The 13,577-nt window shown below is 71.6% G+C and carries 14 protein-coding genes; 8 read left to right on the top strand and 6 right to left on the bottom strand.

Going from position 1 to position 13,577, the window contains the following annotated elements:
• Positions 1–51: 51 nt before the first annotated feature.
• On the bottom strand, positions 52–855 hold the full coding sequence (locus MNOD_RS01790) for a 16S rRNA (uracil(1498)-N(3))-methyltransferase (RefSeq protein ID WP_015927119.1): 804 nt from the start codon (positions 853–855) through the stop codon (positions 52–54).
• A 227-nt stretch (positions 856–1,082) separates the two neighbouring features.
• Here MNOD_RS01790 and MNOD_RS01785 point away from each other — a divergent pair, with 227 nt between their 5' ends.
• Together MNOD_RS01785 and ubiA are read left to right on the top strand one after the other, a co-directional pair.
• Positions 1,083–1,553 carry a hypothetical protein gene (locus MNOD_RS01785; RefSeq protein ID WP_043747839.1) on the top strand — a complete coding sequence of 157 codons (471 nt, stop codon included), beginning with the start codon at positions 1,083–1,085 and terminating at the stop codon, positions 1,551–1,553.
• A complete protein-coding gene (gene ubiA, locus MNOD_RS01780) occupies positions 1,550–2,524 on the top strand; it encodes a 4-hydroxybenzoate octaprenyltransferase (RefSeq protein WP_015927117.1) in 975 nt (324 codons plus the stop codon). Before MNOD_RS01785 ends, ubiA begins: the two co-directional genes overlap by 4 nt.
• 5 nt (positions 2,525–2,529) lie before the next feature.
• On the opposite strand, the gene MNOD_RS01775 is transcribed toward ubiA, so the two are convergent.
• A complete protein-coding gene (locus MNOD_RS01775; RefSeq protein ID WP_015927116.1) occupies positions 2,530–3,051 on the bottom strand; it encodes a DUF6101 family protein in 522 nt (173 codons plus the stop codon).
• Between the two features lie 358 nt (positions 3,052–3,409).
• Here MNOD_RS01775 and MNOD_RS01770 point away from each other — a divergent pair, with 358 nt between their 5' ends.
• A complete protein-coding gene (locus MNOD_RS01770) occupies positions 3,410–4,222 on the top strand; it encodes an inositol monophosphatase family protein (RefSeq protein WP_015927115.1) in 813 nt (270 codons plus the stop codon).
• 202 nt (positions 4,223–4,424) lie between these two features.
• On the top strand, positions 4,425–5,171 hold the full coding sequence (locus MNOD_RS01765) for a hypothetical protein (RefSeq protein ID WP_015927114.1): 747 nt from the start codon (positions 4,425–4,427) through the stop codon (positions 5,169–5,171).
• A gap of 115 nt (positions 5,172–5,286) precedes the next feature.
• On the opposite strand, the gene rpsD is transcribed toward MNOD_RS01765, so the two are convergent.
• The 3 genes from rpsD to murI all read right to left on the bottom strand — a co-directional run bounded on the left by rpsD (position 5,287) and on the right by murI (position 7,781).
• The gene (gene rpsD, locus MNOD_RS01760) at positions 5,287–5,904 is read right to left on the bottom strand and encodes a 30S ribosomal protein S4 (protein ID WP_015927113.1); all 618 of its coding nucleotides are present in this window, start codon (positions 5,902–5,904) and stop codon (positions 5,287–5,289) included.
• Positions 5,905–6,081: 177 nt separating this feature from the next.
• Positions 6,082–6,894, bottom strand: a complete 813-nt coding sequence (locus tag MNOD_RS01755) for an alpha/beta hydrolase (RefSeq protein ID WP_015927112.1) — start codon at positions 6,892–6,894, stop codon at positions 6,082–6,084.
• Between the two features lie 11 nt (positions 6,895–6,905).
• Positions 6,906–7,781, bottom strand: coding sequence for a glutamate racemase (gene murI, locus MNOD_RS01750; RefSeq protein WP_043750138.1), 876 nt, complete (start codon positions 7,779–7,781; stop codon positions 6,906–6,908).
• A gap of 240 nt (positions 7,782–8,021) precedes the next feature.
• On the opposite strand from murI, the gene egtB reads away from it, so the two are divergent.
• Genes egtB through MNOD_RS01730 form a run of 4 tightly spaced genes read left to right on the top strand, consistent with a single transcriptional unit; the run spans position 8,022 to position 11,800 of the window.
• Complete coding sequence (gene egtB / locus MNOD_RS01745; RefSeq protein ID WP_015927110.1) at positions 8,022–9,278, top strand: ergothioneine biosynthesis protein EgtB; 1,257 nt, start codon at positions 8,022–8,024, stop codon at positions 9,276–9,278.
• Between the two features lie 41 nt (positions 9,279–9,319).
• A complete protein-coding gene (gene egtD, locus MNOD_RS01740; protein ID WP_015927109.1) occupies positions 9,320–10,312 on the top strand; it encodes an L-histidine N(alpha)-methyltransferase in 993 nt (330 codons plus the stop codon).
• A 15-nt stretch (positions 10,313–10,327) separates the two neighbouring features.
• Positions 10,328–11,029 carry a vWA domain-containing protein gene (locus tag MNOD_RS01735; RefSeq protein ID WP_015927108.1) on the top strand — a complete coding sequence of 234 codons (702 nt, stop codon included), beginning with the start codon at positions 10,328–10,330 and terminating at the stop codon, positions 11,027–11,029.
• A 45-nt stretch (positions 11,030–11,074) separates the two neighbouring features.
• Positions 11,075–11,800 (top strand): DnaJ domain-containing protein, encoded by a 726-nt coding sequence (locus MNOD_RS01730; RefSeq protein WP_015927107.1) that lies wholly within the window; start codon positions 11,075–11,077, stop codon positions 11,798–11,800.
• 181 nt (positions 11,801–11,981) lie between these two features.
• Here the strand turns inward: MNOD_RS01730 and MNOD_RS01725 are convergent, their stop codons facing one another.
• Positions 11,982–13,478 (bottom strand): SPOR domain-containing protein, encoded by a 1,497-nt coding sequence (locus tag MNOD_RS01725; protein ID WP_015927106.1) that lies wholly within the window; start codon positions 13,476–13,478, stop codon positions 11,982–11,984.
• Between the last annotated feature and the right edge of the window lie 99 nt (positions 13,479–13,577).

Here is a 13,577-nt window from a genome sequence, read left to right as displayed (position 1 = left end):
GGCCCGCATCGCTGTGATTCTGTCGGATGGATGGGGGCGTTTTAGGGCGCCTCAGGCGACCGGCGCCGTGATGTCGCGGCCATCGGCCCCGCTGCCGCGGCCGTCGCCGAGGACGGCCTGCACCAGCGCGAGAACGGCGACCGCAGCCGTGTCGGCGCGCAGGATCCGCGGGCCGAGGGAGAGGCGGACGGTGTTGGGGCGATCCAGGATGAGGGCGCGCTCCTCCGGCGTGAAACCCCCCTCGGGCCCGATCACAACGGCGAGCGGCAGCCCCCCGTTCCCCTCCCGGCCCGCGCCCGCCTGCCGCAGGGTCATGATCGGATCCGCCACGGGCGCATCCTCGTCGCAGAAGACGAGCAGGCGCTCCGCCTCCAGCGCCGACAGGGCGGCGGGGAGCGGCGCGGCCTCGGCGATCTCCGGGATCGTCAGGATGCCGCATTGCTCGGCGGCCTCGATGGCGTTGGCGCGGAGCCGGTCGAGCTTGATGCGGTCGCCCTGCGTGCGGCGGGTGATGACGGGCCGGATCAGGCTCGCCCCCATCTCCACCGCCTTCTGGGCCACGTAGTCGAGGCGGGCCGCTTTGAGGGGGGCGAAGAGGTAGTGGAGGTTGCCGGGCGGCGTCTGGGGCCGGGTCTGCTCGCGCAGGATGAGGTCGCCGGCCTTGCGCCCGGTCGGCTGGATCTCCGCCCGCCACTCGCCGTCCCGCCCGTTGAACACGAGAACCCCGTCGCCCTCGCCCCGGCGCAGCACGCCGAGCAGGTAGTTCGCCTGGGCACGGTCGAGGCTGTGCCGCATGCCCTCCCGCATCGGCAGGTCGAGGAACAGGCGCGGAGCGCTGAAGTCGTAGGCCGCCATGCGCCCTGCTCGCCGAGCAAGGCCGTGCCTGTCAATTCCCCGGGATGGCCGGGCTTTGAGTCGCGGCCGGCCGCACGAAAGCCGCCACAATCCTGTGCAGAACCGGCGCAATGGCCGCTTGCGGCAAGGATCTGTTTGGGGACGGTCGGGTCCGACCCGGCCGCCGCGTCTCGCGCTGCCCGGGCGGTGATGATAGAGCCGGCGAGGGGATTCAGGGAATGGTTCGCATGAACAAGCGCGCCGTGGCGGTGCTGGCCGCAGGCTTGGTGGGAGCCGTGTCGATCGGTGGGGCTGCCCGGGCCCAGAGCACGGATTGCACCGCGATCCAGAAGACCCTGACCGAACGCAAGGACATCGTCGCGAAGGTCAACTCGGCCTCGAAGAGCAAGAACAAGCTCACCCCGGCCCAGGCCTGCTCGCTCTTCACGAGGCTTCAGGCGAACGGCGCCGAGGGCCTCAAGTGGATCTCGGCCAACAAGGATTGGTGCTCGATCCCGGATTCCTTCGCCGAGGGGTTCAAGGCCGACCACACGAAGGTGATCGGCCTGCGCGGCAAGATCTGTCATGCGGCTCAGCAGCAGGCCGTGCTGGAGAAGCGCGCCCGCGCGCAGGCCCAGAATGGCGGCGGTGGCGGTGGCGGTCTCCTCGGCGGGCCCGGCCTGTCCGGCAGCTACAAGCTGCCGCAGGGAGCCCTGTGAGGATCCTGCCCAAAGCGACGGGTAGGAAGGCGACGGGAGGGCCCGATCGGCCGGTCGCCGACGCGGTGAGCGGCCATTGGGTCGACCGGCATGCGCCGGCGAGCTGGCGCCCCTACCTGCGCCTCGCGCGGATCGAGCGTCCGATCGGCTGGTGGCTCCTGCTCCTGCCCTGCTGGTGGTCGGCCTCCCTCGCCGCCATCGCGGCGGGCCGGGTCGGGCCCGATCTCTGGCATCTCGGCCTGTTCCTGATCGGCGCGGTGGCCATGCGCGGCGCCGGCTCGACCTACAACGACATCGCCGACCGCGATCTCGACGCCCGCGTCGAGCGCACGCGCCTGCGCCCGCTCCCCTCCGGACGTCTGCGGGTGCGCCACGCCCTCGCCTTCCTGGTGGCCCAGGCCCTGATCGGACTGGCGGTGCTGCTGCAGTTCAACCGCTTCGCGGTCGTGGTCGGGCTGTTTTCGCTCGCGCCGGTGGCGATCTACCCCTTCATGAAGCGGGTGATGCCGGTGCCGCAGCTCGTCCTGGGGCTCGCCTTCGCCTGGGGGGCGCTGATGGGCTGGGCGGCCCTGATCGGCCGCCTCGATGCGCCGGCCCTGTGGCTCTATGCGGGCGCCATCGCCTGGGTGATCGGCTACGACACGATCTACGCCGTGCAGGACATCGAGGACGATGAGATCGCCGGCATCAAATCCTCGGCCCGCTTCTTCGGATCCCAGGTCCGCGGGGCGGTGGCCGCCTGTTTCGTGGCGGCCGTCGGGTGCATCGCCATCGCGCTGGCTCTGGCGGGGGCAGGACTCCCGGGTTTCCTGGGCCTTGCCCTGTTCGGCGCGCATCTCGGCTGGCAGGTGCGCCGCCTCGATCCCCGCAACGGGGCCGCGGCCCTGCGCCTGTTCCGGTCGAACCGGGATGCCGGCCTGATCCTGTTCGCCGGCCTCGCCCTCGACGCGCTCTGGCAGGGCCTCGCCTGAGGGCGTCAGAGGCCGTGGTCGGTCAGCGGGTCCTCGTCCCGGTGCACGGCCGGGCGCAGCGGCAGCCGGCCGGTCTTGCGGCGGCAGAGGAAGCGCGGCCGGCGTCCGCTGAGGAGCCCGTGCCGACGGCGGATGCGCACGGCGCCGAGCTTGACCCGCCCGAGCTGCGCGCCCAACGGGGTGACCGCGCCGTCCTCCTGGATCACCAGAAGCGGCAGGCCGGTCTCGGCCCCGAGGCGCCGCCAGACGGCCACGACGTCGGCATCCCCGTAGGTGCCGAGCTGCATCAGCGGGTCGCCGTCCTTGTCGAGGAGCAGGAGCGCGAAGCGGTCCTCGCCGGCCGCGTCGCTCGCCTCGGCATCGAGGCAGAGCGCCACGCTGGCTGCGCGGCCCGCGCCCGGCATCCGGCCGACGATCGGCAGCGGGGACGGCTCGACCTGGACGGGACCGCGGTGGAGGATGGGCAGCAGGCCGTCACCCTTGCGTGAGTCGGTCTGCCGATTCGTGCTGTGAATTCTCGTGACCATGGTTCTGCTCGACGCCCTGTCCGCGTGAGGCGGCGGCCTCTGACGGGCCGTCCGCTGTTGGGGGCAGAATGCCTCTCGCCGGCTCAGAACGCCTTAAGGCGCAGCGTTAAGCGATGGTTCGCGGCTGCTTCCTGCTCCGGATGCTCAATATTTCCTTGTCCGGACCGACGTCATTTTGTCTTCATCATCACGGCGATCGCGGGATCACGGCGATCGCGGGCGATCGCGACGATCGGCGGGGCCATCCTTGTGGGGCCGCAAAGCCGGGCCTACAACGGGGCCCGCGTTCCGTACGCTCCCCTCCGGGCCCGGTCGGCGCGGGCTGCCCCCTGTCCCAACCATACGGTCCCCGTCGGTCATGCCCTCCTCCGTCGACGCGCGAGCGCTGCTTCCCCAGGTCCGTGCCACGGTCCGCGAGGCGGCCCTGCTCGCTCTGCCCTTCTTCAATGTGGGCGAGCGCACGAGCGCCCGGGTCTGGAGCAAGTCCGGCGGCTCTCCGGTGACCGAGGCGGATGTCGCGGTCGACACCTTCCTGAAGATCCGCCTCAGCGAACTCGCGCCGGGGGCGGCGTGGCTCTCGGAGGAGACCCGCGACGATCCCGTGCGGCTCGACCACGACCTCGTCTGGATCGTGGATCCGATCGACGGCACGCGGGCCTTCCTGTCGGGCGATCCCGACTGGTCGATCGCCATCGCGCTCCTGTCCGGGGGAGAGCCGGTGCTCGGCATCGTGGCCGCCCCGGTGACGGGCCTCGTCTACGAGGCGGTGGTCGGGCAGGGCGCGCGCAAGAACGGGGAGCCGATCCGGGTCACCGCGCCGGAGAGCCTGGCGGGTGCCCGCGTTGCCGGGCCCAAGCCGATGGTCGACCATCTGGAGCGGAATCTCGGCCTCGGCGGCACCCCCGACGCGCTGATCCGGCTGCGGCGGATTCCGTCCCTGGCGCTGCGGGTCGCCCGCGTCGCCGAAGGTCTGGTCGATGTGGGGCTGATCTCGTCCGACGCGCGGGACTGGGATCTCGCCGGCGCCGACCTCATCCTGCGCGAGGCGGGCGGCGTGGTGCTCGACCTCGCCGGCCGTGCCCCGGCCTATAACCGCCGGGAGCCGGTCCACGGCGAACTCGTCGCCGCCCCGCGCGCCGTGCAGGAGACCCTGCTTGCGGCGATGCGCTGAGGGCCTGTCCCGTAGACGCAGCACCTCAGCATGAGGAGCGTGGCGGCTTGCCCTTACGTCAGATTGAGGCCAGGATGGCTGTGATTCCCGAAGAGGCTGACGCCTGACCCGGGGTGAGAGGCGCAACACGGCCAGTCTGAGGATCGCCCCCTTCGCCGCACCTCCGCCGGACGTTCGGAGCACCTGTTTCGGAGTAGCCAAGATGGGCAAGGCGCAATCGTGGCTTTTGCGGGGACTGGGCGTCCTTGGTCTGCTGATGATGTGCGCTGCCGGCGCTTTGGCCCTGACGCAGCCTGCCATCGCAGCGCTGGCCTGCCCGGGCTGCTACGGCTTCGAGCACTTGGCTGGCCGCGTCTACGTGGATCCGGCGATGCCGGCCGAGACCCGGGCGGCGCTCCTCGAGGCCGTTGCCGAAGCACCGCGTCGGCTCGCGCATTTTTATGGCAGCCCGGTCTCCGCGCCGCGGGTCCTCGCCTGCTCGGACGAGGCCTGCCAGCAGCGGATCGGTGCCGGTGGCGCGCGCGGGGTCGCCTACGGCTCCTACGGGCTGCGGCTCTCCCCGCGCGGGCTGGACCGGGTGACCGTGCTGCACGAGCTATCCCACGCCGAAATGGTGGCGCAGCTCGGGCTCATCCGTAGCCTATCCAACGATATGCCGGCTTGGTTCGACGAGGGCGTGGCCGTGCTCGTCTCGAACGACCCGCGCGACCTGTTGCCTGAAGGCACGGCCGTCTCGCGCTGCCGGGTCGAGCCGGGCGGGCCGCTCCCCGCCGACGGCCGGGACTGGCGCCATTCCGGGGCGGTGGACAACACCATCTACGCCCGTGCGGCCTGCCGCGTGCTGCGCTGGACGGAGGCGAATGGCGGCGCGTCAGCCGTGGGCCGTCTGGTCGAGGCGATGGCGAAGGGAAGGCGCTTCCCGGACCTGTATCGGACGCTGCCGGAATAACGGAGCATGAGCGCCGAGCCCCGGGAAGGGGCGAGCCGGCGGAGGGATGACCGGCACAAAAAAGGCGGGCGCCTGCAAGCGCCCGCCTTGGTTCCGCGAATTCTCTCGCCTGCGATCAGCGCGAATAGAACTCGATGACCTGGTTCGGCTCCATGTGCACCGGATAGGGCACCTCGGAGAGGGTCGGCACGCGGGTGAAGCGCGCGGTCATCTTGCCGTGATCGACCTCGATGTAGTCCGGCACGTCGCGCTCGGCGAGCTGGGAGGCCACGACCACGATCTCGAGCTGCTTGGAGGATTCCTTGACCTCGATCACGTCGCCCGGCTTGACGAGGAAGCTCGGGATATTGACCCGCTGGCCGTTCACCTTGATGTGGCCGTGGTTCACGAACTGGCGCGCCGCGAAGGGGGTCGCCACGAACTTCGCCCGGTAGATGACGGCGTCCAGGCGGCGCTCCAAGAGGCCGATCAGGTTCTCGCCGGAATCGCCGCGCAGGCGGATCGCCTCGGCGTAGTAGCGGCGGAACTGCTTCTCGGTGATGTTGGCGTAGTAGCCCTTCAGCTTCTGCTTCGCGCGCAGCTGCGTGCCGAAGTCGGACAGCTTGCCCTTGCGGCGCTGTCCGTGCTGTCCGGGGCCGTATTCGCGGCGGTTGACGGGGCTCTTCGGGCGGCCCCAGATGTTCTGGCCCATGCGGCGATCGAGCTTGTGCTTCGCCTGGATGCGTTTCGACATCGCGTGTCCTCAGGAAACCGATCGACTTTGCGAGGAACGCGCCCTCCTCCTCCCTTGCGGGATGACAGACCGGCCGGGTAAGCCGTTCACGGGTGCGCTGAAAAAGCCGCGGGGCCCCGAAGGACCCCGCAAGCCGGGCGCTGGTACGCGGGAATGGGGACGGCGTCAAGCCTTTCCTCAGCCGGCGACGCAACCCGCCGGGAGCTTGGCCCGGAACAGCGCCTCCGCCTCCGCGTCCTTCCGCCCGAGCAGCGTGACGTGGTCGCCCTCCACCACCTCGAATCGCGTGCCGGCGGGCGCGGCCCGCGCGAGACGGAGGCCGAACTTCGTCGGGATCACCGGATCGTCGTCGCCGTGGACGATCACGATCGGGCCCGTCACCGCGCCGATGCGCCGGTCCGAGCGGTAGGGATCGCGCAGGAGCGCCGTGGGCAGGAACGGGAAGCGCATCCGCGCCATCGCGGTCATGGAATCGAAGGGTGCTTCGAGATAGAGGCCGAGCGGCGGGTGCTCGGCGGCCACCGCGACCGCCACCGCCGTGCCGAGGGAATGCCCGTGCAGCAGCGCGGGCGTGCCGGGGGCGCGGCGCCCGGCTTCCGCGAGGGCCGCGAGCCCGTCGGCGATGAGCCCGCTCTCGCTCGGGCGGCCGGTCGAGCCCGGATAGCCGCGATACGCGATGGCGATGAGGCCCCAGCCATGGGCCGCCCAGGGGTCGCGCACGAAGCGCTCGGCATGCATCTCCGGCATCGAGGCATTGCCGTGGAAGCTCACGACGATGCCGCATCCCGGCGCGGGCGCCCGCCAGAGGGCGCGCAGCGTCTCGCCATCCGCCGTGCGGATGCTGATCGTCTCGACGCCGGGCGGCGGATCCCGGCGCCCGTGCAGGAGGCCGCGCGCGCCCGGATAGATGAGGTCGCGCTGCAGCGCCCAGAGCGCCGCCCCGACCGCGCCATAGAGCGCGACCGGAGCGAGCAGGAGGCCCAGCAGCACGCGGCGCGCCCTCACTGCCGGGCGAGCGGCATCGCCTCGACCGCGATGGACCCCATCCCCCGTGCGGCGAGCGCGTCGCGTAAGGACGGCGTGATGCGCTCGCCGCCGGTGAACACCGCCGCCACCGGCGCCGCATCCTCCGGCGGCGCCGGGTGCGGCGCCGGGCCGAGAAGCTGGGCCATCCGCCGGGCGATGGCCGGGGCGGGGTCGATCCAGGTGACGGGCCAGGGGACGAGCCGCTCGAAGCGCCGCAGCAGCAACGGATAATGCGTGCAGCCGAGCACCACCACGTCGGTGCGGCTCTCGCCCGCGCCGACGAAGCAGGGGGCGATCTCCTCCCGCAGAAGGTCGTCGCCCACCGGCGTGCCGGCCAGTTCCGCCTCCGCGAAGGCGGCAAGCCGCGTCGCCCCGACGAGGGTGACGGCGTAGGCACCCGCATAGGCGTCGATCAGCTCGCGGGTATAGTCGCGCCGCACCGTGCCCGGGGTGGCGAGGACGCTGATCAGCCCCGAGCGCGTCGCGGCGGCGGCCGGCTTGATCGCCGGAACCGTGCCGACGAACGGAATCGCAAAGCGCGCCCGCAGGGCAGGCAGCACCAGCGTCGTCGCGGTGTTGCAGGCGACCACCACGAGGTCGGGGGCGTGCAGGGCGATCAGGCGCTCCATCACGGCGACCACCCGCGCCACCAGGGCCGGCTCCGACAGGTCGCCATACGGGAAGGCCGCGTCGTCGGCCGCATAGACGACCCGCGCGTCGGGTCGGGCCCGCCGCACCTCCGCCAGCACCGTGAGGCCGCCGAGGCCGGAATCGAACACCAGCACGGCCGGCGCCCGCATGGCGGGCGCGAGCGGCGCCGCGCCGGCACCGGCCAGAAGATCGAATCGCATGCGCATCAACTCGTTGGGGCGGGCGCGCCCGTGCTGCTGCACGGGCATTCCCTCGAACCGCACCGCTGAAAATCTCCGGCCGATCGTTAAGGCGCGGTCACTGGGGCGGCAAAAAGGCCGCGCCAATCCGCAGGGCCCCGCGAGATGTAAAACCTGCGCCGCGCCGTCGCGGTGGAGAAACGAATTCCATCCGGCCGCGTTGTCGGTGCGCAATAAATCTATGCGCAAGGGACCCTCGTGATGGCAGCGACTGCGACCGCGCAGGCGACGGACATGCGCCCCGCCTTTCCGCCCCCGGACGTCTCGGCCCGGCCCGTCGATCGGTCCGCCTGGATCGCTGCTTTCCGGCACGTACGCGATGAGACCGAGCGCCGCGCCGCCCCGCTCTCCCCCGAGGACCAGCAGATCCAGTCCATGCCGGACGCGAGCCCGACCAAGTGGCACCGCGCCCATACGACCTGGTTCTTCGAGCAGTTCCTGCTGAAGGACCGCGCGCACGGCTACCGGATCTTCGACGAGCGGTTCCTCTACCTGTTCAATTCCTACTACGTGGCGGCCGGGCCGCGGGCGCCACGGGTCAGCCGCGGCCTCGTCACCCGTCCGACCTGCGAGGAGGTCGCGGCCTATCGGGACCATGTCGACGGCGCCGTCTGCACGCTCATCGAGACCGCTCCCGACGCGGCGCTGGCGGAGGTGCTCGCCATCCTGGAGATCGGCCTCCACCACGAGCAGCAGCACCAGGAACTCCTGCTCACCGACATCCTGCATGCCTTCGCGCAGAACCCGCTGTCGCCCGCCTACGATTCCGGTTGGCGCTTCCCCGCGCCGCCGGCCGGGGGGACGCTGTGGCTCGACGGCGGGATCGTCCCGATCGGGCATGCGGGCGGCGGCTTCAGCTTCGACAACGAACTGCCCCGCCACGAGGTCCTGCTGCAGCCCGTCGCCCTCGACCGGGCTCTCGTGACGAACGGCGAGTGGCTCGACTTCATGCAGGATGGCGGCTACGCGCGGCCGGAACTCTGGCTCTCGGACGGCTGGGCCACGGCGCAGACCGAAGGCTGGGAAGCGCCCGGCTACTGGCGGCAGGCCGGGGATGGCGTCTGGTCCGGCATGACGCTCGCGGGGCTGAAAGCCATCGATCCCGCGCTGCCGGTCACGCATGTGAGCTACTACGAGGCCGATGCCTTCGCCCGCTGGGCGGGATGCGACCTGCCGACCGAGGCGGAATGGGAGGCGGCCGCCCGGGCCGGGCTCGACGGAGCCTTCGGGCATGTCTGGCAATGGACCCGCAGCAGCTACTCCGCCTATCCGGGCTACCGCCCGGTGCCCGGCGCGCTCGGCGAGTACAATGGCAAGTTCATGGTCAATCAGTTCGTGCTGCGCGGCTCGTCGGTGGCGACGCCGGCCGGCCATAGCCGCGCGACCTACCGGAACTTCTTCTATCCCCACCAGCGCTGGCAGTTCACGGGCCTCAGACTATCTCACGGTCGAGCCTGAGGCGACTTGCGATCCACCGCGTCGACGCCCCGGAGTTGCCCGTGACCGCACCGCGTCCCCACCTGCCCCCCGCCGCGCCGCCCGCCGAGCCGGCGAGCCGGCGCTTCGCCGAGGATGTGCTCGCGGGCCTCACGGCGCCGCGCAAGCACCTTGCCGCGAAGTACTTCTACGACCAGCAGGGATCCGCCCTGTTCGAGGCGATCACGCGCCTGCCGGAATATTATCCGACCCGCACCGAGCTCGGCATCCTCGCCCGCCACGGGGCCGAGATCGCCTCCGCCCTGCCGCCCGGTGCCGCCCTGGTCGAGTTCGGCAGCGGCTCGACCCAGAAGCTGCGCCGCCTGCTGCCGCATCTGCGCGACCTCGCCGCCTACGTGCCGGTCGACGTCTCGGAGGAGTTCCTGCGCAGCGAGGCGGAGGATCTCGGCCGCGACTTCCCGGCGCTCCGCGTGGCGCCGGTGGCGGCGGATTTCACGCAGCTCTTCGCCCTGCCGCCGGAAGCCTTAGGCGCGGCGGCGCGGGCGGGCTTCTTTCCCGGCTCCACTATCGGCAATTTCGAGCCCGAGGCCGCCGCCGCCTTGCTGCGGCACTTCGGGGCGACGCTCGGGCCGCAGGCGACGCTGATCGTCGGTGTCGATCTCGTGAAGGACAAGGCGGTGCTCGATGCCGCCTATGACGACGCGGCCGGCGTCACGGCGGCCTTCAACCTGAACCTGCTCGCCCGGATCAACCGCGAGGTCGGGGCGGATTTCGACCTCGCCGCCTTCGCGCATCGCGCCTTCTTCGACACCGCTTTGTCCCGGATCGAGATGCACCTCGTCAGCCGGCAAGCCCAGCGCGTCACGGTGGCCAATGTGCCGATCACCTTCGCGGCCGGCGAGACAATCCACACGGAGAACAGCTATAAGTTCACCGTCGAGGGCTTCCGCGCCCTGGCCCGATCCGCCGGCTGGGAGGGGAGGGCGGTCTGGACCGATCCGGACGGGCTGTTCTCCATCCACGCGCTCACCGCCACCTCGATCCGGCGCCACTGAGGCCGAGGAGGGGCCATGGGCGAGCGCTCCGTTCCTCCCGTCCCGACCGGCGAGGCCGCCGTCGCGGCCTTCCTCGGCGAGGCGCGGCGGCTCGCGCCCGCCACCCCGGCCGCCCCGCGGCTGATCTTCGCCCTCGACGCGACGATGAGCCGGCAGCCGACCTGGGACCTCGCCTGCCGGCTCCAGGCGGAGATGTTCGCGGCGACGGCGGATCTCGGCGGCCTCGCCGTCCAGCTCGTCTATTTCCGCGGCTTCTCCGAGTGCCGCGCCTCGCGCTTCGTCGCCGATCCGCGGGCGCTCACCGGTCTGATGACCGGGATCCACTGCCGCGGCGGCCTGACCCAGATCGGCCGCGTCCTGCGGCACGCTCGCGCGGAGGCCGGCAAGGGGCCGGTGAAAGCCCTCGTCCTCGTCGGCGACGCCGTCGAGGAGGATCTCGACGGGCTCTGCGCGGTCGCGGGCGAATTGAGGCTGCTCGGGGTTCCGGCCTTCTGCTTCCAGGAGGGTGGAGAGCCGCAGGCGGCGACGGGCTTCGCCGAGATCGCCCGGCTGTCGGGCGGCGCCCATGCGCGCTTCGACCGCGATGCCCCCGCGACGCTGGCCGGGCTGCTGCGGGCCGCGGCCGTCTACGCCGCGCGGGGACTCGACGGGCTGCGCCTCGCTGCGCGAGAAGATGCGGTGGCGCGCCGGCTCCTCGGCGCCATGACGCCGCGGTGACGCTTCGCCCTCTGATTTCTCGCCCTCTGATTTCTCTTGGGCCCCATGATTGCTCTCGGTCTCGGCGTGCTGGTCCTGGTCGGCCTGTGGTGGCTCGGCCGTCAGGCGACGAACGCCAATCCGACCCTCCTGGCGCGGGTGCTGCGGCGCCTCGGCGGCTGGCTCGCGCTCGCGGTGGCGGCCGTGCTGTTCCTGCGCGGGCGCTTCGACATGGCGATTGCCCTTGGGCTGATCGGCGGCTGGCTCCTCGGCTGGAGCCAGATGCCCGCGCTGCCCTTCGGCCTGGGGCAGCAGGGACCCGCGCCGCGCAGCCCCGGCAGCACCTCCCGGGTGCGCTCGATGATGATCGAGATGGAGCTCGATCACGAGACCGGGGCGATGCGGGGTCGCGTTCTCGCCGGACCGCGAGCCGGGCAGGCGCTCGACGCCCTGCCGCTGCCGGACCTGCTCGCCCTCCTCGCCACCTGCCGCGCCGGCGATCCGGACGGAGCGCGGCTCCTAGAGGCTTATCTGGATCGCCGGTTTGCCGGCTGGCGTGAACACGCTGAGGGCGATGCGGACGCGCGGCCGGGCGCTGCGCCGCAGCCAGGGGCGATGACGGAGGAGGAGGCCTATCAGATCCTGGGGCTTGAGCGCGGGGCGTCCGTGGAGGACGTGCGCCGGGCGCACCGGACCCTCATGAAACGGCTGCACCCGGACCAGGGGGGATCGGACTACCTCGCGGCGCGCGTCAACGCGGCCAAGGACCGGCTTCTCAACCGACATCGCTGATACTCCACGCGCGTGTCGACTCGAACCGCGGGGCTTAAGACCCGCGAAACACGGAAGGCTCATCGCTGCCCCTAGAACAGAGGCCGTTCCACCGTGAACGGCTTCTGTTCTAGGTCTTTGAATTTGCCGCATTGTCTGCGACGAACCGGGATCCACTTCGTCGGGAAATGCTCCAGCGCCCTCAGCTCCGCGTCGCGAAGCAGGTGAATCCGTTGCGCTTGAGGGCCCGGCAGGCATCCTGCGCGCTCTCGGCCTCCGAGAAGCCGGAGAAGCGGGCGCGATAGAGCGTGGTGCCGCCATGGGTGACGCGCTCGGTGAAGGGCGCGGCCTTGGCGAGCATGCCGCCGCTGCGCTGGCGCGCCTCGGCCAGCATCGACTTCGCCTTCGCCTCGTCGTCCATGGCGCCGAGCTGGATGACCCAGGGGGTGACCGAGACGGGTTTGGGCGCGGGCGCCTCCGTGCGCGCCGGCGGCGCCGGGGCCCGGACCTCGCCGGGCTCGGTCGAGGGCAGGCGCGACCCGTACTTGCCGCCCGGCGCCGGGAAGGACGTGTCGGGGGTCGCCGCATAGGCCTGGGCATTGGCCGGAAGGCCGGAGCCGCTGCGCCAGCGGCCGCCGCTCGGCGTCGCCGTCTGCCGCGAGGGATTGAGGTCGAGGGGCTGGCCCGGGCGGCCCGTCGAGGCGGTCGTCTCGATGGACTCGTCCTCTCCGTCCGCCGCGGCGACGAGCGTGCGCGTGGCGACCGGCTTCTCGGCGACCACCGCGGGGCGGGGCCGCTCGGCCACCTCCACCACAGGCGCGGTCGTGCGCGCTCCCGCATAGGCCTTCGGCAGGTTCGCTTCGACGAGCCGCGTCATGATCGCGTCGCGGCTCGCCACGGACTTGCCGCCCAGGACGACCGCGACGATGTGCCGGTCGTTGATCCGCGCCGAGGTCATCAGGTTGAAGCCGGAATCGCGCGTGTAGCCGGTCTTGATCCCGTCGACCCCCTCGACCCGCCCGAGCAGGTGGTTGTGGTTGCCGATGACCCGGCCCCGGAAGGCGAAGGAGCGGGTCTGGAAGTAGCGGTAGTAGCGCGGGAAGCGGTCCTGGATCGCCCGGGCCAGGATCGTCAGGTCGCGCGCCGTGGTGATCTGGTCGGAATCGGGCAGGCCCGACGCATTGGCGTAGTGCGTCCGGGTCATGCCGAGCGCATGCGCCTTGCGGGTCATCATCTCGGCGAAGGCGCCCTCCGAACCCGCGATGTTCTCGCCGATGGCGCAGGCCACGTCGTTGGCGGATTTCGTCACCAGCGCCTTGATCGCCTCCTCGACGGTGATCGTCGCGCCGGGGCGCAGGCCGAGCTTGGAGGGCGCCTGCCGCGCCGCGTTGGCGGAGATCTCGAGCGGCGTGTCGAGGGACATCCTGCCCCGCTCCAGCTGCTCGAACAGCAGGTAGAGCGTCATCACCTTGGTGATCGAGGCGGGGTGGCGCAGCGCGTCCTCGTTGACCGCGTGCAGGATGCGGCCGCTCTTCACGTCCACCACCATCGCCGCGAACGGGGGATTGTATCCGCCGCCCCCGCCATGGTGATGCCCTCGCCTGCGGGCATCCGCAGGGTTCGTCATGGCGGTGAGGATCGCTGCGGCTGCGATCAGGGCCGGAACTGCACGACCAGAGGTGCCGCGAACGCCACGCATCACGAACTCATCCCACGCCTAGCCGCGTCGGGCGCGCCAGCAACGGCTGGCCCCGAGCCGCGCCGCGCCACGGAATCGCCCCGTCGCCACGGCATCACT

The organism is Methylobacterium nodulans ORS 2060 (assembly GCF_000022085.1).
Lineage (GTDB): Bacteria > Pseudomonadota > Alphaproteobacteria > Rhizobiales > Beijerinckiaceae > Methylobacterium > Methylobacterium nodulans.
This window is presented reverse-complemented; position numbering and strand designations above follow the sequence as displayed.

What these genes read in the sequence shown, in the direction of transcription:
- MNOD_RS01790 (WP_015927119.1), bottom strand. Translation starts at nt 855, where the DNA reads ATGGCGGCCTACGACTTCAGCGCTCCGCGCCTGTTCCTCGACCTGCCG.
- MNOD_RS01785 (WP_043747839.1), top strand. Translation starts at nt 1,083, where the DNA reads ATGAACAAGCGCGCCGTGGCGGTGCTGGCCGCAGGCTTGGTGGGAGCC.
- MNOD_RS01775 (WP_015927116.1), bottom strand. Translation starts at nt 3,051, where the DNA reads ATGGTCACGAGAATTCACAGCACGAATCGGCAGACCGACTCACGCAAG.
- MNOD_RS01770 (WP_015927115.1), top strand. Translation starts at nt 3,410, where the DNA reads ATGCCCTCCTCCGTCGACGCGCGAGCGCTGCTTCCCCAGGTCCGTGCC.
- MNOD_RS01765 (WP_015927114.1), top strand. Translation starts at nt 4,425, where the DNA reads ATGGGCAAGGCGCAATCGTGGCTTTTGCGGGGACTGGGCGTCCTTGGT.
- rpsD (WP_015927113.1), bottom strand. Translation starts at nt 5,904, where the DNA reads ATGTCGAAACGCATCCAGGCGAAGCACAAGCTCGATCGCCGCATGGGC.
- murI (WP_043750138.1), bottom strand. Translation starts at nt 7,781, where the DNA reads ATGCGATTCGATCTTCTGGCCGGTGCCGGCGCGGCGCCGCTCGCGCCC.
- egtB (WP_015927110.1), top strand. Translation starts at nt 8,022, where the DNA reads ATGGCAGCGACTGCGACCGCGCAGGCGACGGACATGCGCCCCGCCTTT.
- MNOD_RS01735 (WP_015927108.1), top strand. Translation starts at nt 10,328, where the DNA reads ATGGGCGAGCGCTCCGTTCCTCCCGTCCCGACCGGCGAGGCCGCCGTC.
- MNOD_RS01730 (WP_015927107.1), top strand. Translation starts at nt 11,075, where the DNA reads ATGATTGCTCTCGGTCTCGGCGTGCTGGTCCTGGTCGGCCTGTGGTGG.
- MNOD_RS01725 (WP_015927106.1), bottom strand. Translation starts at nt 13,478, where the DNA reads ATGCGTGGCGTTCGCGGCACCTCTGGTCGTGCAGTTCCGGCCCTGATC.